This window comes from Streptomyces sp. F001, assembly GCF_004187715.1.
GTDB classification, from domain to species: domain Bacteria; phylum Actinomycetota; class Actinomycetes; order Streptomycetales; family Streptomycetaceae; genus Streptomyces; species Streptomyces flavusporus.
In genome coordinates, this window is sequence record NZ_QZWF01000014.1 from 20,061 (window position 1) to 40,423 (window position 20,363).

Genomic DNA, 20,363 nt, shown 5'->3' on the forward strand with positions numbered 1-20,363 from the left:
CCATGTCGATCGACGTCAACAACGAATCCGGAACCGAGGTCGACGAGCAGGCGATCCTCGACATCGCCCGCTACGCGCTCGCACGGATGCGCATCCACCCGCTCTCCGAGCTCTCGGTGATCGTCGTGGACGCCGACGCCATGGAGCAGCTGCACATCCAGTGGATGGACCTGCCGGGGCCCACCGACGTCATGTCCTTCCCGATGGACGAGCTGCGCCCGCCGTCCAAGGACGACGAAGAGCCCCCGCAGGGCCTCCTCGGCGACATCGTGCTCTGCCCCGAGGTCGCCGCGAAGCAGGGCGCCGAGGCACCGACGCAGCACACCATGGACGAGGAGCTCCAGCTGCTCACCGTCCACGGTGTGCTGCACCTGCTCGGCTACGACCATGAGGAACCCGACGAGAAGGCCGAGATGTTCGGCCTCCAGGCGGCCATTGTGGACGGCTGGCGCGGGGAGAAGGGCCTGACCGGCCCGTCCCCGGCCCCGACCGTGTCATGAGCCTCCCGCTCGTCACCGGCGCCGTCGCCCTGGTCGTCGTCGCCTGGCTCGCCGCCTGCGCGGAGGCAGGCCTCGCGCGTGTCTCCAGCTTCCGCGCCGAGGAGGCCGTACGGTCCGGGCGGCGCGGCAGTGCCAAGCTCGCCCAGGTCGCCGCCGACCCGACCCGCTACCTCAACGTGGCGCTGCTGGTCCGCGTCGCCTGCGAGATGGCCGCCGGTGCGCTGGTCACGTACGCCTGTCTGACGGAGTTCGACGCGACGTGGGAGGCCCTGGTCGTCGCGATCGGGGTCATGGTCCTGGTGTCGTACGTCGCCGTCGGTGTCTCCCCGCGCACCATCGGCCGCCAGCACCCGCAGAACACGGCGACCGCGGCGGCGTACGTCCTGGTGCCGCTGGCCAGGATCATGGGCCCGATCCCGTCCCTGCTCATCCTCATCGGCAACGCGCTCACCCCCGGCAAGGGCTTCCGGCGCGGGCCCTTCGCCTCCGAGGCGGAGCTGCGCGCCCTGGTCGACCTCGCCGAGGCGGAGTCCCTGATCGAGGACGAGGAGCGCCGTATGGTGCACTCGGTCTTCGAACTGGGCGACACCCTGGTCCGCGAGGTCATGGTGCCGCGCACCGACCTGATCGTCATCGAGCGCTACAAGACCATCCGCCAGGCCCTCACCCTGGCGCTCAGGTCCGGCTTCTCGCGCATCCCGGTCACCGGCGAGAGCGAGGACGACATCGTCGGGATCGTGTATCTGAAGGACCTGGTCCGCAAGACGCACATCAGCCGGGACGCCGAGTCCGAGCTGGTCTCGACGGCCATGCGGCCCGCCGCCTTCGTGCCGGACACCAAGAACGCCGGCGACCTGCTGCGCGAGATGCAGAAGGAGCGCAACCACGTCGCCGTCGTCATCGACGAGTACGGCGGCACGGCCGGCATCGTCACCATCGAGGACATCCTCGAGGAGATCGTCGGCGAGATCACCGACGAGTACGACCGTGAACTCCCGCCCGTGGAACCCCTCGGCGAGGACCGCTACCGGGTCACCGCCCGCCTCGACATCGGCGACCTCGGCGAGCTGTACGGGCTGGAGGCGTACGACGACGAGGACGTGGAGACCGTCGGCGGGCTGCTCGCCAAGGCCCTCGGCCGGGTGCCCATCGCCGGGGCCTCCTCCGTCGTCGAACTGCCCGACAGCCGGGAGCTGCGGCTGACCGCGGAGGCCGCGGCCGGGCGCCGGAACAAGATCGTGACCGTGCTGGTGGAGCCGGTGATCCCGGCGGATGCGCCGGAGGAGACGAGGCCGGAGTGACGCCCCAGGAGCTGCGCGCGTTCTGTCTGTCCTTCAACGCCTCCGTCGAGGACTTCCCGTTCAGCCCGGAGATCTCGGTCTTCAAGGTGCTGGGCAAGATGTTCGCCCTGAGCTGGATGGACAACCGCCCCCTGACGGTCAACCTCAAGTGCGACCCCGAGGACGCGGTCCGGCTGCGTAGCGATCACCCGGGGCTGATCATCCCCGGCTACCACATGAACAAGCGCCACTGGAACACCGTCACCGTCGACGGCGAACTCCCGGACCGTCTGGTCCGGGAGCTCATCGAGGACTCCTACGACCTGGTCGTGGCCGGTCTGCCGCGCGCCGAGCGGCTCCGCCTCGACCGCCCCTGAGCCGGGCGGTCCGTACGGCTTCGTATGCTCAGGGCATGACCGACACCAACGCGCTTGACCCCGAGGACCGCAAGATCGTCACCCTGGCCCGCTCGGCCCGGGCCCGCAACGGCGTCCCCGAGGGGGCTGCCGTACGGGACGAGACGGGGCGTACGTATGTCGCCGGGACCGTCGCCCTGGACTCGCTGAAGCTCAGTGCCCTGCAGACGGCGGTGGCGATGGCGGTGGCGTCGGGGGCGAAGTCGCTGGAGGCGGCGGCGGTCGTCACCGAGGCGGAGTCCGCGTCCGCGGAGGACCGGGCGGCCGTACGGGACCTCGGGGGCTCGGAGACGCCCGTGCTGGTGGCCGGGCCTGATGGGGTTGTGCGGCTGACCGTTTCCGCAGGCTGAGGTCTCCGGAAGGTAGGCCGGAATTCAACCTTGCCGTCCCACGCCTCTCGCGTATCAATGGACTCGTAAGTTCCGACGGACCGTCAGATTCATGCTCGCGCAGCGTGCCCGCACCCCGCTGCCGGGTGGTCCGTCGGCGTATCTCCCGTCCATCCCCACATGGCATTCCCAGACACGGGAAGGGAGCCGGATCCCCATGAGAGGCAAGCGCACAGCAACAGGTGCGGCACTGGCGGTCGGGGCCCTCGCGGTCACCGGCGTCGTCCTCGCGCCCGCCGCCGTGGCCGTCGCCCCGGAGTCGGCGACGATCACCGCCGACTGCGGCACCTTCGGCGGCGGCGAGGCCACGCTCACGGCCACCCAGAACGGCACCGCCGCCACGATGACCCTCACGTCCTCCGCGATCACCGCGCCGATCGCGCTCGGCGAGGACTCGATCGCGTCCACGCTCACCCTGGTGAAGGGCAGCGGCGGCACGACCGCCTTCACCGGCACCGAGAACCGCGGCTGCCGCACCAGCGTCACCTCGCCGTGCGCACCTCCCGACACCTGGAGCCTCGGCGGTCGCTCGATGACGTCTTCGGCATCACCATCACCTGCACGGCGACCGGACCGCAGTCCCCGGGCCCGTTCGTGTTCGACTGAGAACGATCGACTGAGAAAGATCGGCTGGGAACGATCGGCTGAGACCGGAACAGTGCGCTGCGCGGCCCCCTCGCCCGGCAGGCGTCGGGGCCGCGCCCGTGAGGTCGTACGGGCAGGTGTGCGGCGGGGCGTCGACGATCAGGGAGAATGGGCGGCATGAGCGTTCGCACCCCGTCATCCGAGCAGCCGGCCGACACTGTCCATCGGGCCGGCTTCGCCTGCTTCGTGGGCCGCCCCAACGCGGGCAAGTCCACCCTCACGAACGCTCTGGTCGGGCAGAAGGTGGCGATCACGGCGAACCAGCCGCAGACCACCCGGCACACCGTGCGCGGCATCGTGCACCGGCCCGACGCCCAGCTGGTCCTGGTGGACACCCCGGGTCTGCACAAGCCGCGCACGCTGCTCGGCGAGCGGCTCAACGACGTCGTCCGCACGACGTGGGCCGAGGTGGACGTGATCGGCTTCTGTCTGCCCGCGAACGAGAAGATCGGTCCCGGTGACCGGTACATCGCGAAGGAGCTGGCGTCGATCAGGAAGACGCCGAAGATCGCGGTCGTCACGAAGACCGACCTGGTCGACAGCAAGACGCTCGCCGAGCAGCTCATCGCGATCGACCAGCTCGGAAAGGAGCTCGGGTTCGAGTGGGCGGAGATCGTGCCGGTGTCGGCGGTCGGGGACAAGCAGGTGAGCCTGCTCGCCGACCTGATTGTTCCGCTGCTGCCCGAGGGCCCGGCCCTCTACCCCGAGGGTGATCTGACCGACGAGCCCGAGCAGGTCATGATCGCGGAGCTGATCCGCGAGGCCGCGCTGGAGGGCGTCCGCGACGAGCTGCCGCACTCCATCGCGGTCGTGGTCGAGGAGATGCTCCCCCGGGAGGACCGTCCCGCCGACAAGCCCCTGCTGGACATCCACGCCAATGTCTACATCGAACGCCCCAGCCAGAAGGGCATCATCATCGGCCCCAAGGGCAAGCGTCTGAAGGAGGTCGGCATCAAGTCCCGCAAGCAGATCGAGGCCCTGCTGGGGACGCCGGTGTTCCTGGACCTCCACGTCAAGGTCGCCAAGGACTGGCAGCGGGACCCGAAGCAGCTGCGCAAACTGGGCTTCTGACCGTCACCTCTGCGCCCGCAGCAGGTCCCGGAACCAGGCGTACGACGCCTTCGGAGTCCGCTCCAGCGTCTCCCGGTCGACATGGACCAGGCCGAAGCGGCGGGCGTAACCCTCCGCCCACTCGAAGTTGTCCAGCAGCGACCACACGAAGTAGCCGCGCACGTCCACGCCCGCCGCCAGCGCCCGGTGCAGTGCCCGCACATGCCCGTCCAGGTAGGCGATCCGGTCCTGGTCGTCGATCCCCTCGTACGAGCAGCCGTTCTCGGTGATCACGAGGGGCGGGAGCCGGTCGCCGTAGCGCTCACGAAAGCCGGTGAGCAGCTCGGTCAGGGCCTCCGGGACGACCGGCCAGCCGAAGTCCGTCACCGGGACGCCCTCGATCTGCCGTACGGAGAAGGGGAGGTCGGCCGGCATCGTCAGTCCGCCGAACTCGATCTCCGCGCCCTGGGGTGCGCCCACCCTGGTCGGCGCGTAGTAGTTGATGCCGTACCAGTCGACCGGCTCGGCGATCACCTTCAGGTCGGCCTCGACGTCCCCGGGCATCAACTCGCCGATGCCCGCCGGGTATTCACCGAGCAGGACCGGGTCCGCGAACAGCCGGTTGAGGAGTACGTCGTAGAAGTCCGCCGCCGCCACGTCGGCGCTGTCCTGCGAGGCCGGCCAGGTCGGTCCGTGCGAGTTGGCGATCCCGATGTCCGAGGCGCCGGCCGCGCGCAGGGCGCGCACTGCCAGACCGTGCGCCAGGAGCTGGTGGTGGGCGACCGGGAGGGCGTCGAAGAGGAGTTGCCTGCCGGGGGCGTGGGCGCCCAGGGCGTGGCCCAACAGGGTGTGCTCGGCAGGTTCGTTGAGGGTGATCCACTTCGTCACCCGGTCACCGAGCCGCTCCGCGACCACCGACACGTACTCCGCGAACCGTGTCGCCGTGTCCCGGTCCAGCCAGTCGAGCGTGACCGGCAGGTCCCAGTGGAAGAGGGTCGGAACCGGACGTACGCCCGCCGCGCACAGCTCGTCCACCAGACGGTCGTAGAAGTCGAGGCCCCGCCCGCCCGCGAAGACCGTCCTCGGCCAGGAGACCGAGAAGCGGTACGCGTCCACGCCCAGGCCGGCCAGGAGGGCGACGTCCTCGCGGTAGCGGTGGTAGTGGTCGCAGGCCACCGCCGCGGTGGAGCCGTCCTTCACCCGTCCCGGCTCGGCCGTGAAGACGTCCCACACGGACGGCTCGCGCTCGTCCGCCGCCCCCTCGATCTGGTGCGCCGAGGTGGACACGCCCCACAGGAAGGTGTCGGGGAACGCCGGGAACTCAGGTATCGGGTTCGTCGCACCGCGCTCATCGATCGCCATGCGCCGGATCATCCGTACCGCCGGTAACGGAAGTCAACGGGCAGGGGGGAACAACGAGTTACGCACCTTCCTTCAGCACCCGGCTGATCAGCCTGCGCTGCTCCTCCGTCAGCCGTGGATCCGCGCAGTACACGGTGTTCCCGTCCACGGTGATCTGGTAACTGAAGCCGTCGGGCACCCCGACGGGGGGCGCGCCCCGGCCGGAAGCGACCGCGCGCTCGGCCAGGGCGTGCCACTCCTGGGCGTCGGGCCGCCCCGAGGTGTCCACCTCGGCGTGCCGCTCGATGCCCGCGAATCCGCCCGTGCGCCTCACCTGAATACGCATGGGGACCTGTCTAGTACGGAACTACAGGGTGCGCACCCCCACCTGTTCCCAGGCCTTGAGCACCGCCTGGAACTCCTCGCCGCCGTCGCCGTACCGTGCCTTCGCGGCAGCGACGGTCAGCGTGGCGAACTCCGTGAAGTTCGCCTTCTCTTTCAGCTCGCCCCCGGTCAGCACGTCGTACCAGATCTGTCCCGCCCGCTCCCAGGCGTGCCCGCCGAGTGCGGTGGCGGCGAGGTAGAAGGCGTGGTTGGGGATGCCGGAGTTGATGTGGACGCCGCCGTTGTCGCGGCCGGTGCTGACGTAGTCGTCCATCGTGCCGGGCTGCGGGTCCTTGCCGAGGACATCGTCGTCGTACGCCGTGCCCGGCGCCTTCATCGAGCGCAGGGCCACGCCCGACACGCGCGGGGCGAGCAGTCCGGCGCCGATCAGCCAGTCGGCCTCGGCGGCGGTCTGGCCGAGCGTGTACTGCTTGATGAGGGAGCCGAAGACGTCCGACACGGACTCGTTGAGGGCGCCGGGCTGGCCGAAGTAGGTGAGGTTGGCCGTGTACTGGGTGACGCCGTGGGCGAGTTCGTGGCCGATGACGTCGATGGGGATGGTGAAGTCCAGGAAGATCTCGCCGTCCCCGTCGCCGAAGACCATCTGCTCGCCGTTCCAGAAGGCGTTGTTGTACTGCTCGTCGTAGTGGACGGTTGCGTCGAGCGGCAGGCCGTTGCCGTCGATCGAGTTGCGTTCGAAGGCCTTCAGGAACAGCTCGAAGGTGGCGCCGAGGCCGGCGTAGGCACGGTTGACCGTGGCGTCCTTGCCGGGCTCGTCGCCCTCGCCGCGGACCTTCTTTCCAGGCAGGTCCGTCTTGTGCCGGGCGTCGTAGATGGTGCGGTGCGGCTTGTCGGCCGCGGCCTCGGCGGGCGGGGCGGCGGCGGGCGCGCCGAGGACCGTGGTCAGCCGGCGGCGGGTGCGCTCGTAGGCGTCGCGCTGCAGGGTCTGGCGGGCGGGGCCGGAGAGCGCGGGGTCCTCGGCCTGGGCGAGCTGGTCGAGGACGTGCGGTGGAACGATGGTGCAGAAGACGGGCGTGAAGCCCCCGTTGGTCGTCATGCCCGGCACCCTTGCACTGAGTTATGCAACTGTCACTACGTGCAACCATGATTGGTGAAATGTGCCGACAAGGTGCCCCGCCGACCGGCCCCAAGTGGTATAGCGCACTTTTTGTCCCGTTTGTTCTTCTGGTCCCGCATACTGATACGGACCCCCGCATCCGGAAGAGCTCGGCTAGCATGCTGCGCATCATGCGTTTCGGGCTGCTTCTTCTTAGCTGCCGCGGCGAGGGCCTGTAGTCGAGGCCGACTCCCTCCCCGCGGAGCTTGGCGTTGCGTCGTCGGCCGTCCTTCCGGACACCTTGAGGAGCCCACGCATCATGGCGAACCGCCAGCAGCCCAGTTCCATGCCGATCCACAAGTACGGCCGCTACGAACAGGTCGACATCCCCGACCGAACCTGGCCCGAGAACCGGATCACCGCCGCCCCCCGCTGGCTCTCCACCGACCTGCGCGACGGCAACCAGGCCCTGATCGACCCCATGTCGCCGGTGCGCAAGCGCGCGATGTTCGACCTGCTGGTCAAGATGGGCTACAAGGAGATCGAGGTCGGCTTCCCGGCCTCGGGCCAGACCGACTTCGATTTCGTACGGTCGATCATCGAGGATCCCGGCGCCATCCCCGAGGACGTCACGATCTCCGTACTCACCCAGGCCCGCGAGGACCTGATCGAGCGGACCGTCGAGTCCCTGAAGGGCGCACGCCGCGCCACCGTCCACCTGTACAACGCCACCGCCCCGGTGTTCCGCCGGGTCGTCTTCCGTGGCTCCAGGGACGACATCAAGCAGATCGCCGTCGACGGCACCCGGCTGGTCATGGAGTACGCCGAGAAGCTGCTGGGCCCCGAGACCGAGTTCGGCTACCAGTACTCGCCGGAGATCTTCACCGACACCGAGCTGGACTTCGCGCTGGAGGTCTGCGAGGCGGTCATGGACGTCTACCAGCCCGGCCCGGGCCGCGAGATCATCCTCAACCTGCCCGCCACCGTCGAGCGCTCCACGCCCTCCACGCACGCGGACCGCTTCGAGTGGATGGGCCGCAACCTCTCCCGCCGCGAGTACGTCTGCCTGTCGATCCACCCGCACAACGACCGCGGTACCGCCGTCGCGGCGGCCGAGCTGGCGCTGATGGCCGGCGCCGACCGTGTCGAGGGCTGCCTGTTCGGGCAGGGCGAGCGCACCGGCAACGTCGACCTGGTCACCCTGGGCATGAACCTGTTCTCGCAGGGCGTCGACCCGCAGATCGACTTCTCCGACATCGACGAGATCCGTCGTACGTGGGAGTACTGCAACCAGATGGAGGTCCACCCGCGCCACCCGTACGTGGGCGACCTGGTCTACACGTCCTTCTCCGGCTCCCACCAGGACGCCATCAAGAAGGGCTTCGACGCCATGGAGGCCGACGCGAAGGCCAAGGGCGTCACGGTCGACGACATCGAGTGGGCGGTGCCGTACCTGCCCATCGACCCCAAGGACGTCGGCCGCTCCTACGAGGCCGTCATCCGCGTCAACTCGCAGTCCGGCAAGGGCGGCATCGCGTACGTCCTGAAGAACGACCACAAGCTGGACCTGCCGCGCCGGATGCAGATCGAGTTCTCGAAGATCATCCAGGCGAAGACGGACGCCGAGGGCGGCGAGGTCACGCCGAAGGACATCTGGGCGACCTTCCAGGACGAGTACCTGCCGAACGCGGAGAACCCCTGGGGTCGTATCCAGGTCAAGAACGGCCAGTCCACGACCGACCGGGGCGGCGTGGACACGCTGACCGTGGAGGCCGAGGTCGACGGCGTCGAGACGACGCTGGTCGGCACCGGCAACGGCCCGATCTCCGCGTTCTTCCACGCACTGCAGGGCATCGGCGTCGACGTCCGGCTGCTGGACTACCAGGAGCACACGATGAGCGAGGGCGCCTCCGCGCAGGCCGCCTCCTACATCGAATGCGCCATCGACGGCAAGGTTCTGTGGGGCGTCGGCATCGATGCGAACACGACGCGCGCCTCGCTGAAGGCGGTCGTCTCGGCCGTCAACCGGACGGCTCGCTGAGGGGTCGCTCCGCTGGGTTGGGCCGCGATGGGGGTGCCGCGATCGGTTGTCGGTCTTCTGCGGCGCTCCTGTGGCTGGTCGCGCCCACGCCGCGGAGCCGCATACAGACACAGCCCCGCGCCCCTTTCAGGGCGCTGCCCCAACCGGGGTTCAGAGGCTCCGCCCGCCGGTACCGGTGGGCGGAGCCCGTCGGTTTTCGGCCATTGACCTGTGCAGGTCACGGAAAGGTCTCGTCCGGGGTACTGACTCCGCGTCCGTGGTGTGGCTAACATCACGCAAGCGCGGCGACGTTGCCGTGGGGTTACGGAGGTGCGACGTGCTGCCAGGACGGGGACGAAACGGCCGTGCCACCAGGCGTTCGCGCATGCTGGGCACCCGTACCGCATGGACGGCCGTCGGCGACGGCGAGTTCTTCTGCCCCGGCTGCGGAGGCGACCGCAACTACCAGCGGCTGACCGGCCGCCGCCGCTTCATCCTGCTCGGCCTGCCGGTGCTGCCGCGCGGCAACACCGGGCCGGTCGTGGAGTGCGCGGCCTGCCGGCGCCACTTCGGTGCCGACGTCCTCGACCATCCGACCACCAGCCGTTTCTCGGCAATGCTCCGCGACGCCGTGCACACCGTCGCCCTCGCGGTGCTCGCCGCAGGCGGCACCCGCACCCGTACGTCGCTCACCACGGCCGCCGGCACGGTGCGTGCGGCCGGTTTCGAGGACTGCACCGAGGAACAGCTGGGCGCCCTCGTCGACGCGCTGGCCGCGGACACCGGACGGGTCTTCGGGGCGCCCTGCGGACCGGGGCTGGCCATAGAGCTGCACGAGGCCCTCGACCCGCTCGCCCCGCACCTCGCCCCGGCCGGCCGCGAGTCGATCCTTCTCCAGGGCGCCCGCATCGCCCTGGCCGACGGCCCCTACACCCCCGCCGAACGCGAGGTCCTCACCACCGTGGGCGCCGCCCTCACCATCACGTCGGACGAGGTGAGCCGTCTGCTGGCGGCAGCGCGGACGCCGTCCTGAGTGCGAACGCGAGGCGCAGGGCCCAACTGGGCATCGTGGCCTACGAGTCGGGGCAGGTGACTCCTGGGACGATGTGACCGACAACCGGTCACCGTCCTTGGGGGGTCCCTGAGATGCCACGTCCGAGACGCGCCTTCCTGACCGCCGCAGCACTCCTCACCCCCGTCGCCTTCAGCTCGCTCACCGCGCCCACGCCGGCCTCCGCCGCCGGCCGGTGCACGTCCTCCGTCCCGTACGTCTCCGGGGAGGGCGGCTACGACACGTACCGCATCCCCGCCGCCGTCAGCACCCCGCGCGGCACCGTCCTCGCCTTCGCGGAGGGCCGGCGCGGCGGTGCCGGTGACTCCGGCGACATCGACGTGGTCGTCCGCCGCTCCACCGACGGCGGCTGCACCTGGGGCCCGCTGACGGTCGTCGCCGCCGGGGACGGCGACACGCGGGGCAACCCGGCGCCGGTCGTCGACCCGGGCACCGGCGCGGTCGTGCTGCTGACGTCCTACAACAGCGGTGCTGTGACGGAGGCGCAGATCATGCGCGGCGAGGTGACGCCCGCTCAGAGCCGACGCGTGTTCGTGCAGCGCAGCCTGGACGACGGGCGCCACTTCACCCGCCCGCAGGAGATCACGGCGGCGGTGAAACGGCCGGACTGGCGCTGGTACGCCACCGGCCCCGGCCATGCGATCGCCCTCACCCGGGGCCCGCACAAGGGCCGGCTGGTGGTCCCCGCCAACCACTCCGCCGCCCCGCCCGCCGGCTCCCCCGACACCGGCGAGGAACCCCGGTACTACGGCGCCCACGCCCTTTACAGCGACAACGGCGGCCGCACCTGGCGGCTGGGCTTCGTCGACGACTCCTACGACGGCCACAACAACGCCAACGAGTCCGCGGCCGCCCAACTCCCCGACGGCAGGATCTACTTCTCCGCCCGCGACCAGCACGGCACCAGCGCCGGCAACCGTCTCGACAGTCACTCCGGAGACGGGGCGGTCTCCCTGGAACGGCCGTACACCGTCCAGCCCACCCTCGACGACGTGCCGATCGTGCAGGGCAGCGTCCTGCACCACCCGGGCGCCGGGCTGCTGTTCTCCGGTCCGTCCGTGCCCACCGCCCGTCAGGCGATGGCCATCTGGCGCAGCACGGACGGCGGCACGACCTTCACCAAGGCGCTCACCCTGTCCCAGCAGCGGGCCGCCTACTCCGACCTCGTACGCCTCGGCCGGAACACGGTCGGCATCCTGTACGAGACGGGGGTGACGGGCACCTACGAGACGATCGAGTTCCGCCGGCTGCCGGTCGGCTCGCTGACCTGACCGACCGGCAGCCGGTTCCCCGCCCGGGTGCCCGTCAGCCGTTGAAACGCCTGCCGAGCTGGGCCTCCCCCGCGGCGGTGCCCAGCGACCCGGCGCCGAATGAGACCGAGCCGGTGCCGGTCACCTGCGTGGCTCCACCAGGGAGCACCCAGACCCCGCCCGCGCCCGCGTTCTCCCCGGAGCCCCCACGTACAGATCCGCGCGGCCGTCGCCGTTGGTGTCGGCCAGCCGTACGGCGGTGCCGAAGACGTCCCCCGCCTCGGCGCTGCCCGGCACCGACGGCGTGTTCTGGGTGAAGGTCTTCGCTGCCTGCCCGGTGAGCCCCGTCGCGGTACCCCGCAGGACGGTCACCGAACCCGCCTCGTCCCGGGTGCCCACGCCCTCGCGGCTGACGCCGACCGCGAGGTCGAGGCGGCCGTCGCCGTTCACATCCCCGAGGGACAGGCTCGCGCCGAAGTGGTCCTCGTCCTCCGCGGTGCCCGGGATTCCGGGGCTGTCCTGATGGAGCAGCGTGCGCGGGCTCGCGGTGTCCGGACCAGCGGTGCCGCCACGGACGATCTCGACCGCGCCGCCCAGCGCGTTGACGTCCTCGGTGCCGTCCATGTCGTACTCGCTGGTGCGGCCGAGGACGATGTCGACGTACCCGTCACTGTCGAGGTCACCCACCGCGACGGCCCTGCCGCCGTCCAGGGTCTTGCCGGTGTTCGCGTCCTTCAGTGTCCGGGCGGGCGTCAGTCCGGCCCGGCTGCCCGCGAAATACTGCACGAGCCGGGGGCCGTGGTACGGCAGTTCCCCGGAGCCGTGCGAGACGACGGCCACCACGTCGTCGATGCCGTCACCGTTCACATCGCCCGCGGCGAGGGCGGGGCGGCCCCACAACTCCTCCGCCGGGCCGCCGACCTCGACGTTCATCGCCTCGGTGCGGGCCGGCCCGGCCGCCCGGTCCACCGGGCCGTACGCGACCGTGGTCCCGGTGGCCAGGTCCACGTGGCCGTCCCCGTCGAAGTCGCCCGCGGTGAGCGCTTCGCCGAGATTCTGGTCGGCCCGCGTGCCCTTGATGACGGTGCCGCCGGACAGGCCGCTCGCGCCGCCCCACAGCACTGTCAGACGGCCGGCCCCCGACAGGGACCCGTTGTCCTCGTACGACGAGCCGACGACGAGGTCGGTGTAGCCGTCGCCGTCGAGGTCCCCGGTCGTCAGGGCCGTGCCGAACAGGTCGCCCTGATCGACGCCGCCCGGTACCCCGGGTGAGTTCTGGTGGTAGACCTTCCGGTGCGCCGCCTTCACCCCCGTCGACCGGACGCCGTACGTCACGGCCACGTAGCCGGCCGCCTCCTTGCCGGCCACCGTCGCGGTGTACGCGGTCACGGCCGTGTCGGTGACACCGTCGCCGTTGAAATCGACCTTCGCCGGGCCGATGGCGGTTCCGGCGGCCGGGGCGGCCTGTGCCCCGGGTGCCATCGCGGCGGTCGCCGCCATGGCGACGGCGGTGGCCACCGTCATACGAAGAGTGCGTTTGCGCACAAGGCCTCCTGCTCAGGGTGTGCTTCGAAGTGACGAGCCGTCAGGTCGGCTCGTGCACACCCGCAAGACCCGCGGCGCAAACGAATGGTTGTACGCAGTCCACCCGACGTTCACTTCACAGGAGTCCCGCAGCCGCCAGGAACTTCCCCACCCGCTCCACCTCGTCCGCCGACAACGGGATCTGCGGCTCCGCCGTCGCGGGACAGGCGATGACCCCCCGCAGATGCAGGGCCGCCTTGAACGCCCCCAGCGCCGACGAACTCCCGCCCATCCGCGCCGGGTCTCCGACACCGGCCAGGCCGAACAGGGCGCACAGCCGCTCCTGTTCGGCCCGGGCGCGCTCCCAGTCGCCGGCCCGGCACAGCCGGTAGAGGCGGACGTAGCCGTGCGGGTCGACGTTGGCGAGGCCGGGCACCGCCCCGTCGGCACCCAGCGCGAGCGCGGCGTCGACGACGACCTCGGAGCCGGTCAGCGCGGTGAACCCGGTGAGGCCGGGGTGCGTGCGGGCGGCGGTGACGACCCTGCGGAAGCCGCCGAGGTCGCCGCTGGAGTCCTTCAGCCCGGCCAGCACACCGTCCGCGGCCAGCTCCAGCACCAGCTCGGGGGCGAGCTTGGTGTGCACGGCGGACGGGATGTCGTAGGCGAGGACGGGGACCGGGGAGGCGGTGGCGAGCATCCGGTAGTGGCGGGCGATCTCCGCGGGGTGGGTGCGGTGTAGAAGGGGGCGGTCGCGACGACCGCGTCCGCGCCCGCCGCCGTGACCCGGCCCACGTGGTCCAGTACGCGCGGCGTGGTCATGTCGATCGCGCCCGCCAGGACCGGCAGCTGCCCGCCCACATGGTCCACCACCGCCCGCACGACCCGCTCGCGCTGCCCGTCCGTCAGATACGCCGCCTCCGAGGTCGAACCCAGCACGAACAGCCCGTGCACCCCGCCGGCCATCAGATGGTCGACCAGCCTGAGCAGCGAGGGCACATCCACCTCGCGGTCCGGTGTCAGGGGCGTGCAGACGGGCGGTACGACACCGATGAGCGGGGTGGGAAGGGTCATCTGGGCTCCTTCGACAGGTGCGCCTGGCCGACGAGTTCACGGGTCGGCTGGTCCTCCGCCACCGGATGGTGGCAGCGGAAGCGATGCCCGACGGTGGACGAGACGGAAATCCCGGGCATCGACTCGGCGCACTCCTCGTCCGCCTTCCAGCATCGGGTACGGAACGGGCATCCGCTCGGCGGGCGGGTCGCCGACGGCACCGGTCCGACGAGCGGGATCGGGTCGATGGGGTCGAGGAGGCCGGGGGTCGCGGAGAACAGGGCGCGGGTGTACGGGTGCCTGGACCGGTCCGTCACCCGGTCGGCCGGGGCCTCCTCCACGATCCGGCCGAGGTACATGGTGATCACCCGGTCGCTCATCCGCCGTACCGTCTGGATGTCGTGCGAGACGAACACCAGCGCCAGGCCCAGCCGCTCCTTGAGGTCCAGCAGCAGGTTGAGGATCTGCGCGCGCACCGACACGTCCAGGGCGCTGGTCGGCTCGTCCGCCACCACCAGGTCGGGGTCGAGGGCCAGGGCGCGGGCGATGGCGACGCGTTGCCGCTGACCGCCGGAGAGCTGGCCGGGCAGCCCGTCGGCGAGCGCCCGCGGCAGTCCCACCAGCGCCATCAGCTCCCGTACCCGCTCCTCCCGTTGGGCTGCCGTACCGCGCTTGTGCACGTCCAGCGGGTCGCGCAGGATCTGCCGGACGGTCAGCCGGCGGTTCAGGGCGGTCGACGGGTCCTGGAAGATCATGCCGGTGTGGCTGCCGATCGCCGCCCGGCGCTCGTCGGCCGACATGGTCCACAGGTCACGGCCGCGGAAGGACACCGTCCCGGACGTCGGCCGCTGCACGCCCACCAGCACCTTCGCCAGCGTCGACTTGCCGCAGCCGGACTCGCCGACCACGCCGACCGTCTCGCCGGGCGCGATGGCGAGGTCGGCGCCGGTGAGGGCGTACACCTTGTCCCGCTGGAAGACACCCCCCGTGCGGGCCTTGTGCACGACATGCACGTCGGCGAGTTCCAGCACTGCGCTCATGTGACGACCTCGCTCTCCGCCTCGCCCTCGGTCACCAGCAGGATCGCCGGATGGTGGCAGGCCGCCGTGTGGGTGCGGGTGCCCAGCAGGTCCGGGGCCGTCGTCCGGCAGGTCTCGCTCGCCATCGGGCAGCGGTCCGCGAACCGGCAGCCCGCCGGGAAGTCCGCGGGGGAGGGGACGACGCCCTTGATCTGTGTCATCCGCTCCTGGGACGACTCCAGCGACAGCACGCTGCCGAGCAGTCCGCGCGTGTAGTGGTGGGCCGGCGCCTCCACCAGGTCCGCGGTCACACCCGTCTCCACGATCTGCCCGCCGTACATCACCACCACCCGGTCGGTGATGTCCGCGACCAGGGCGAGGTCGTGCGAGACCAGGATCAGCGCGAAGCCCAGCTCCTCGCGCAGCCTGAGCAGCAGTTCCATGATCTGCGCCTGCACGGTCACGTCCAGCGCGGTCGTCGGCTCGTCGGCGACGATCAGCTTCGGGTCGCGGGACAGGGCCATGGCGATCAGGACACGCTGGCGCTGGCCGCCGGAGAGTTCGTGCGGGTAGCTGCGCAGGGTGCGGTCGGGGTCGAGGCCGACCATGGTGAGCAGGTCGGCGGGGGTGCGGTGCCCGCCGCGTCGTACGACCTGCTTGAGCTGGGCGCGGATGGTCATCGCGGGGTTCAGGGAGGACAGGGCGTCCTGGTAGATCATCGCCATCTCGTGGCCGAGGAGCCTGCGGCGTACCCGCATCGGCTCGGCGAGCAGGTCGCGCTGGTTGAAGCGGACCTGGCCGCGCACCCGGGCGCCCCCCGGCTGCAGGCCCATCACGGTCAGCGCCGTCAGCGACTTGCCGCAGCCCGACTCGCCGACCAGACCGAGCACTTCACCGGCGTGCACCTCGAAACTGATGCCGTCGACGATGTCCACCCCGTGGTGCCGGCGGTCGAAGCCGATCGCGAGGTTCTCGACCGCGAGCACCGGCTGCCCGTCGGGGAGCGGGCGGGCGCGGGAGCGGAGCCGGCGGGCGGCCTCGGCCAGACCGGGGAGCTGGACGACCTTGCCGCTGCCGGGCTCGGGGGCCTCCACGTGGTCGGTCTCCTTGCGTACCTCCACATCCCGCGCCGCCGGAGCCGCCCACGCGTCCGACACGCCCTCCGAGAGGATGTTCAGCGACAGCACGGTGACCAGCATCAGCAGCCCGGGGAAGACGGTCGCCCACCAGCCGCCGGTCAGCACCATGTTCTTGCCGTCCGCGATGACGCTGCCCCACGACGGGTCCGGCGGCCTCACGCCCGCCCCGATGAAGGACAGCGACGCCTCGAAGACGATCGCCTCGGCGACCTGCACGGTGCAGAACACCAGCACCGGCGCCGCGCAGTTGACGGCGACGTGCTTGAGGACGATGTGCGGGGTGCGGGCGCCGATGACCCGTTCGGCCGTCACATAGTCCTCGCCGTACTGATCCAGCACGTTCGCCCGTACGACCCGGGCGACCGGCGGCGTGAACAGGAACGCGATCGCGCAGATCAGCACCGTGATCCCACCGCCGAACACGGCGACCAGGACGGCGGCGAGCGCAATCCCCGGGAACGCCATCACGACGTCCAGACAGCGCATCAGCGTCTCGTCCACCGCCTTGCGGGAGGTGGCCGCCACCGCACCGATCAGCGAACCAGCGACCAGGGCCAGCGCGGTGGCGCCGAGCCCGATCGCCAGCGACCAGCGGGCGCCGTACATCAGCCGGCTGAGGATGTCCCGGCCGAGGCTGTCCTGGCCCATCCAGTGCTCGGCGGACGGATGCCCGGTGCCGTCGACCGGCGGCAGCTGCTCCAGCGGGTCGTACGGCGCGAGCAGCGGCGCGAACACCGCGACCAGCACCACCAGCGCCAGGAAGCAGACGGCGACCTTCGACAGCAGCGGCAGCCGGCGCCAGCCGCGCAGCCGGACGCCGGGGCGGGTCAGCGCCTGGGTGAGGCTCTTGCGCGTGAACATCAGGCCGCTTCCCTCAGTCGCGGGTTGACCAGCAGATAGAGGATGTCGATGACGAGGTTGACGACCACGAAGCCGGTCGCCGTCGTCAGCACGACGCCCTGCACGACGGCCGGGTCGCCGTTCTTCACGGCGTCGATCATCAGCTTGCCCATGCCGGGCAGCGAGAAGATCGTCTCGATGACGACCGCGCCGCCGAGCAGATAGCCGACCCGCAGCCCGAGCACGGTCAGCGGATTGATCAGCGCGTTTCTGAGCACGTTCCGCCCGACCACGACCCGCGGCGGCAGTCCGCTGCCGATCGCGGTGCGTACGTAGTCCTTGTCCAGCTCCTCCACGACGGCCGTCCGCACGATCCGGGTCAGCTGCGCGGCGACGGGCAGCGACAGGGCGAGGGCGGGCAATGTCATGGTCTTCAGCCAGCCGGTGAAGGAGTCCGCCGGATTGATGTAGCCGCCGGTCGGGAACCAGCCCAGGTCGACCGCCAGGTACTGGATCATCAGCAGCGCCAGCCAGAAGCCGGGCGCGGCCACGCCGGTCAGGGACACGACCCGGATGATCTGGTCGGGCAGCCGGTCCCGGTAGATCGCCGCGGTCACCCCGCCGATCAGCGACAGCACCACCGCGATGCCCAGGCCGAGGAAGGTCAGCTGCATGGTCAGCGGCAGCGCGGTCATGACCTGGTCGATCACCTCGCCGCGGGTCAGCGCGCTGGTGCCCATGTCACCGTGCAGCAGGTCGCCGACGAAGGCGACATAGCGCACGGGGAGCGGGTCGAGCAGGCCGTGCTCCTCGCGGAAGTCGTGCAGCTGCTCGGGCGTCGGGTTGGCGCCCTGGAAGAACGCGGACGCCGGGTCGACGTCCGAGAACCGCATCACCAGGAACACGAACAGCACGATGCCGAGCATCAGCGGCACGAGCAGGGCGATACGGCGGGCCAGAATCCTGACGATGGCGACCACGGACCAACTCCCGGATATTTAAGCCCACTTGGCCTGGAGGACGTTGATTCCGGGGTACGGCTGGGCCCTTATGCCCGCGAGTTGGCTCGGGTTCCAGGCCGTCATGAGTTCGTTGTGGACGACCGGGTAGAGCACGGCCTGTTCGGCGACGACGTCGATGTAGTCCTGGATCATCGCCTTCTTGCGGTCCGGGTCCGCCTCCCGGGTCGCCTGGTCCATGTCCCTGAACAGCTGCTTGGCGACCGGGTCGTCGGACCAGCGGGCGTAACCCATCCACAGGTTCTCGGGCCCGTAGTTGTAGTGCATGATCAGGTCGGCGTCGAGGCCGAACTGGTTGGGGTTCGAGGCGGCGGCGACGACCTGGTAGTCCTGCTTCTGGTCCATCTTGGTGAAGACGGCCGTGGTCTCCTGCGGCGACAGCGTGGTCCGCACGCCGATCGCGTCCCAGGACGACTTGATGGTCGGCAGACAGTCGACGATCCAACTGACGTTCACCGCAAGGATCTCGACCTTCAGCCCGCTGACCCCGGCCTGCTTCAGCAGGGCCCTGGCCTTGTCGGGGTCGTGGTCGTAGACGGTCTTCGCGCGCCGGTAGGCCGGGTTGCTCTCGTCGAGGAACGACGACGACGGCTTCCCGTGCCCCTTGAGGGCCACCTCCACCATCTTCTCGGTGTCGATGGCGTAGTGCAGCGCCTGCCGCACCCGTACGTCGTCGAACGGCTTGCGCCGCGTGTTGAACATCAGGAACAGGTTGTTCATCCCGGCCCCGCCGGCCACCGTCAGTCCGCCGTTCTCCAGTCGGCCGATGTTGGCGTACGGGATGTTGTCCGCGATCTGCGCGCCCGCGCTCGCGCCGGAGATCCTCGCGACGCGCGGGGCGGCGTCGACGATCGTCAGCCAGTTCATCTTCTTGAAGGCGGGCGGGCGCGGACCGTTGTAGCCGTCGAACGCCTCGAAGGTGGTGTTGGACTTCGGGTGGTGCGCGGTCTGCCGGTACGGCCCCGAACCCACCGCCAGCCCCTTGATCGCCTCGTCCCAGGCGCCGGGCCGGGAGAAGACGTGCTTCGGCATGATCTTCGCGAGGGTGAGCCGGGACACGCCCTCCGGGAAGGGGAACTTCAGGACCAGCTCCACGTTCTGCGCGTCGATCTTCCGCACGTCCTTCAGCCAGGGCTCGAAGAACCCCTTGGCCAGGGTCTGGGTGTCCGGGTCGAGGATCCGGTCGAAGACGAAGACCACGTCGTCGGCGGTGACCGGCTTGCCGTCGTGGAACTTCGCGCCCGCCCGCAGGGTGAACTTCCAGGACGTGCCGGTGAGGTCCGCGGGCGCCTGGATCGCCAGGGCCGGATACGGCTCACGCGAGATCGGGTCGGTGTCGAGCAACCCCTCGTAGATGTGGTTGTTGCCGGCCATGCAGAACGCGGACGCGGTCTGCGTCGGATCCCAGCTGCCGTCGTTCCCGTAGCCGATGACCGCCGTGAGCGTCCGGTTCGCGCCCTCGCCCCCGTCGCCGGTGTCGTTGGTGGACTCCGGGCCGGCCGAACAGGCGGACAGCGACGCGGAGACCGCGGCGGCGGCGCCGAGGGCGCCGGTGTACTTCAGGAAAGAGCGGCGGTGCAGCGTCGGAACGTCGTTGGTCACGTCGCGCACGGGTCCTCCGGAGTGGTGGGGAGGCGGTGGGATGATTCAGGCGATTCAGATGATTCAGTCAATCAGGAGATACGACGTTCTACGTCCGGTCAGCGCGACCATAGGAGCGGCCGTGGGGGCGGTCAAGGGATCACACACGAATGGCGTATCTGCCAGAGGTCACGCCAATGGCGGTATGAAATGGCGGGAGTTGACGCAGGTGAGTGCACGGGCGGCCAGACTGATCCCCTGGGGACCGACCCTGTGAACAGTGATCCCTTGGAGACTGATCCGGTGGAGACGCAGAAGCTGTGGGACGAGCAGACGCCGGGCGTGCTCCGGCTGCCGTCGGGGCGACTGGTGCGGGGACGCGGTCTGCGGCGTCCCCTCGCACCAGGGGCGCCCAGCCCGTCGTACGGCCTCTACCTGCTCGGCAAGCGGCCCCCCGCCGTCCCCTGGGACTTCCGCTGGGTCCGCTGGCCCGACTTCCGCCTCCCGGCGGACCGAGCCGACGCCCGTGCGGCCCTCACCGAGGCCTGGGGACGTGCCGCCCGCGAGCGGGTCGAGATCGCCTGCGGCGGCGGACGCGGACGCACCGGCACGGCCCTGGCCTGCCTGGCCGTCCTGGACGGCGTACCGGCCGAGGAGGCGGTGGCGTATGTCCGCGCGCACTACGACCGGCGGGCGGTGGAGACGTGGTGGCAGCGGCGGTATGTGCCGGGCTTCGCCACCGGGTGAGGCGGACGTCAGGAACAGTTGGGCTGGTCACCTGCCGCAC

17 protein-coding genes and 2 pseudogenes are annotated in these 20,363 nt (G+C 70.6%); 10 read left to right on the plus strand and 9 right to left on the minus strand.

Going from position 1 to position 20,363, the window contains the following annotated elements:
* Positions 1–2 precede the first annotated feature (2 nt).
* The 6 genes and pseudogenes from ybeY to era all read left to right on the plus strand — a co-directional run bounded on the left by ybeY (position 3) and on the right by era (position 4,301).
* The gene (gene ybeY, locus StrepF001_RS32890) at positions 3–500 is read left to right on the plus strand and encodes an rRNA maturation RNase YbeY (RefSeq protein ID WP_129801838.1); all 498 of its coding nucleotides are present in this window, start codon (positions 3–5) and stop codon (positions 498–500) included.
* On the plus strand, positions 497–1,801 hold the full coding sequence (locus StrepF001_RS32895) for a hemolysin family protein (RefSeq protein WP_129801839.1): 1,305 nt from the start codon (positions 497–499) through the stop codon (positions 1,799–1,801). Before ybeY ends, StrepF001_RS32895 begins: the two co-directional genes overlap by 4 nt.
* Positions 1,798–2,157 carry an MmcQ/YjbR family DNA-binding protein gene (locus StrepF001_RS32900; protein ID WP_129801840.1) on the plus strand — a complete coding sequence of 120 codons (360 nt, stop codon included), beginning with the start codon at positions 1,798–1,800 and terminating at the stop codon, positions 2,155–2,157. Before StrepF001_RS32895 ends, StrepF001_RS32900 begins: the two co-directional genes overlap by 4 nt.
* A 35-nt stretch (positions 2,158–2,192) precedes the next feature.
* Positions 2,193–2,546, plus strand: coding sequence for a cytidine deaminase (locus tag StrepF001_RS32905; protein WP_129801841.1), 354 nt, complete (start codon positions 2,193–2,195; stop codon positions 2,544–2,546).
* 196 nt (positions 2,547–2,742) lie between these two features.
* Positions 2,743–3,191, plus strand: a pseudogene (locus StrepF001_RS32910) (hypothetical protein).
* A gap of 156 nt (positions 3,192–3,347) precedes the next feature.
* Positions 3,348–4,301, plus strand: coding sequence for a GTPase Era (era, locus tag StrepF001_RS32915; RefSeq protein ID WP_165396431.1), 954 nt, complete (start codon positions 3,348–3,350; stop codon positions 4,299–4,301).
* 3 nt (positions 4,302–4,304) lie between these two features.
* Here era and StrepF001_RS32920 read toward each other — a convergent pair whose 3' ends face one another.
* Genes StrepF001_RS32920 through StrepF001_RS32930 form a run of 3 tightly spaced genes read right to left on the minus strand, consistent with a single transcriptional unit; the run spans position 4,305 to position 7,062 of the window.
* Positions 4,305–5,654 carry a GH1 family beta-glucosidase gene (locus StrepF001_RS32920; RefSeq protein WP_129801843.1) on the minus strand — a complete coding sequence of 450 codons (1,350 nt, stop codon included), beginning with the start codon at positions 5,652–5,654 and terminating at the stop codon, positions 4,305–4,307.
* Between the two features lie 46 nt (positions 5,655–5,700).
* Positions 5,701–5,967 (minus strand): protealysin inhibitor emfourin, encoded by a 267-nt coding sequence (locus StrepF001_RS32925; protein WP_129801844.1) that lies wholly within the window; start codon positions 5,965–5,967, stop codon positions 5,701–5,703.
* A 21-nt stretch (positions 5,968–5,988) separates the two neighbouring features.
* Positions 5,989–7,062: a M4 family metallopeptidase gene (locus StrepF001_RS32930; RefSeq protein WP_129801845.1), complete on the minus strand. Its 1,074-nt coding sequence runs from the start codon at positions 7,060–7,062 to the stop codon at positions 5,989–5,991.
* Positions 7,063–7,381: 319 nt separating this feature from the next.
* Between StrepF001_RS32930 and leuA the strand changes: the two genes are divergently transcribed.
* From leuA to StrepF001_RS32950, 3 genes are all read left to right on the plus strand, one after another.
* On the plus strand, positions 7,382–9,103 hold the full coding sequence (gene leuA, locus StrepF001_RS32940) for a 2-isopropylmalate synthase (RefSeq protein ID WP_129801846.1): 1,722 nt from the start codon (positions 7,382–7,384) through the stop codon (positions 9,101–9,103).
* Positions 9,104–9,419: 316 nt separating this feature from the next.
* Positions 9,420–10,115, plus strand: coding sequence for a TerB family tellurite resistance protein (locus StrepF001_RS32945; protein ID WP_129801847.1), 696 nt, complete (start codon positions 9,420–9,422; stop codon positions 10,113–10,115).
* A 113-nt stretch (positions 10,116–10,228) separates the two neighbouring features.
* Positions 10,229–11,425, plus strand: coding sequence for a sialidase family protein (locus tag StrepF001_RS32950; protein WP_129801848.1), 1,197 nt, complete (start codon positions 10,229–10,231; stop codon positions 11,423–11,425).
* Positions 11,426–11,545: 120 nt separating this feature from the next.
* Here the strand turns inward: StrepF001_RS32950 and StrepF001_RS32955 are convergent, their stop codons facing one another.
* The 6 genes and pseudogenes from StrepF001_RS32955 to StrepF001_RS32980 form a co-directional block, all read right to left on the minus strand.
* Positions 11,546–12,949: an FG-GAP-like repeat-containing protein gene (locus StrepF001_RS32955; protein ID WP_129801849.1), complete on the minus strand. Its 1,404-nt coding sequence runs from the start codon at positions 12,947–12,949 to the stop codon at positions 11,546–11,548.
* Between the two features lie 115 nt (positions 12,950–13,064).
* A pseudogene (locus StrepF001_RS32960) lies at positions 13,065–13,999 on the minus strand (dihydrodipicolinate synthase family protein).
* Positions 13,996–15,018: an ABC transporter ATP-binding protein gene (locus StrepF001_RS32965; protein WP_129801850.1), complete on the minus strand. Its 1,023-nt coding sequence runs from the start codon at positions 15,016–15,018 to the stop codon at positions 13,996–13,998. The pseudogene StrepF001_RS32960 and the gene StrepF001_RS32965 overlap by 4 nt, the downstream one beginning before the upstream one ends.
* Positions 15,015–16,997: a dipeptide/oligopeptide/nickel ABC transporter permease/ATP-binding protein gene (locus StrepF001_RS32970; protein WP_129801851.1), complete on the minus strand. Its 1,983-nt coding sequence runs from the start codon at positions 16,995–16,997 to the stop codon at positions 15,015–15,017. Before StrepF001_RS32970 ends, StrepF001_RS32965 begins: the two co-directional genes overlap by 4 nt.
* Positions 16,997–17,956 carry an ABC transporter permease gene (locus StrepF001_RS32975; RefSeq protein ID WP_129801852.1) on the minus strand — a complete coding sequence of 320 codons (960 nt, stop codon included), beginning with the start codon at positions 17,954–17,956 and terminating at the stop codon, positions 16,997–16,999. Before StrepF001_RS32975 ends, StrepF001_RS32970 begins: the two co-directional genes overlap by 1 nt.
* Before the next feature lie 18 nt (positions 17,957–17,974).
* A complete protein-coding gene (locus tag StrepF001_RS32980; RefSeq protein WP_129801853.1) occupies positions 17,975–19,606 on the minus strand; it encodes an ABC transporter substrate-binding protein in 1,632 nt (543 codons plus the stop codon).
* Between the two features lie 258 nt (positions 19,607–19,864).
* Here StrepF001_RS32980 and StrepF001_RS32985 point away from each other — a divergent pair, with 258 nt between their 5' ends.
* Positions 19,865–20,323: a protein phosphatase gene (locus StrepF001_RS32985; protein WP_240797788.1), complete on the plus strand. Its 459-nt coding sequence runs from the start codon at positions 19,865–19,867 to the stop codon at positions 20,321–20,323.
* Positions 20,324–20,363: the final 40 nt, after the last annotated feature.

Excerpts from the sequence above, each read along its gene's own strand:
- ybeY (WP_129801838.1), top strand. The coding sequence starts at position 3 with ATGTCGATCGACGTCAACAACGAATCCGGAACCGAGGTCGACGAGCAG.
- StrepF001_RS32895 (WP_129801839.1), top strand. The coding sequence starts at position 497 with ATGAGCCTCCCGCTCGTCACCGGCGCCGTCGCCCTGGTCGTCGTCGCC.
- StrepF001_RS32905 (WP_129801841.1), top strand. The coding sequence starts at position 2,193 with ATGACCGACACCAACGCGCTTGACCCCGAGGACCGCAAGATCGTCACC.
- era (WP_165396431.1), top strand. The coding sequence starts at position 3,348 with ATGAGCGTTCGCACCCCGTCATCCGAGCAGCCGGCCGACACTGTCCAT.
- StrepF001_RS32920 (WP_129801843.1), bottom strand. The coding sequence starts at position 5,654 with ATGATCCGGCGCATGGCGATCGATGAGCGCGGTGCGACGAACCCGATA.
- StrepF001_RS32925 (WP_129801844.1), bottom strand. The coding sequence starts at position 5,967 with ATGCGTATTCAGGTGAGGCGCACGGGCGGATTCGCGGGCATCGAGCGG.
- StrepF001_RS32930 (WP_129801845.1), bottom strand. The coding sequence starts at position 7,062 with ATGACGACCAACGGGGGCTTCACGCCCGTCTTCTGCACCATCGTTCCA.
- leuA (WP_129801846.1), top strand. The coding sequence starts at position 7,382 with ATGGCGAACCGCCAGCAGCCCAGTTCCATGCCGATCCACAAGTACGGC.
- StrepF001_RS32950 (WP_129801848.1), top strand. The coding sequence starts at position 10,229 with ATGCCACGTCCGAGACGCGCCTTCCTGACCGCCGCAGCACTCCTCACC.
- StrepF001_RS32965 (WP_129801850.1), bottom strand. The coding sequence starts at position 15,018 with ATGAGCGCAGTGCTGGAACTCGCCGACGTGCATGTCGTGCACAAGGCC.
- StrepF001_RS32970 (WP_129801851.1), bottom strand. The coding sequence starts at position 16,997 with ATGTTCACGCGCAAGAGCCTCACCCAGGCGCTGACCCGCCCCGGCGTC.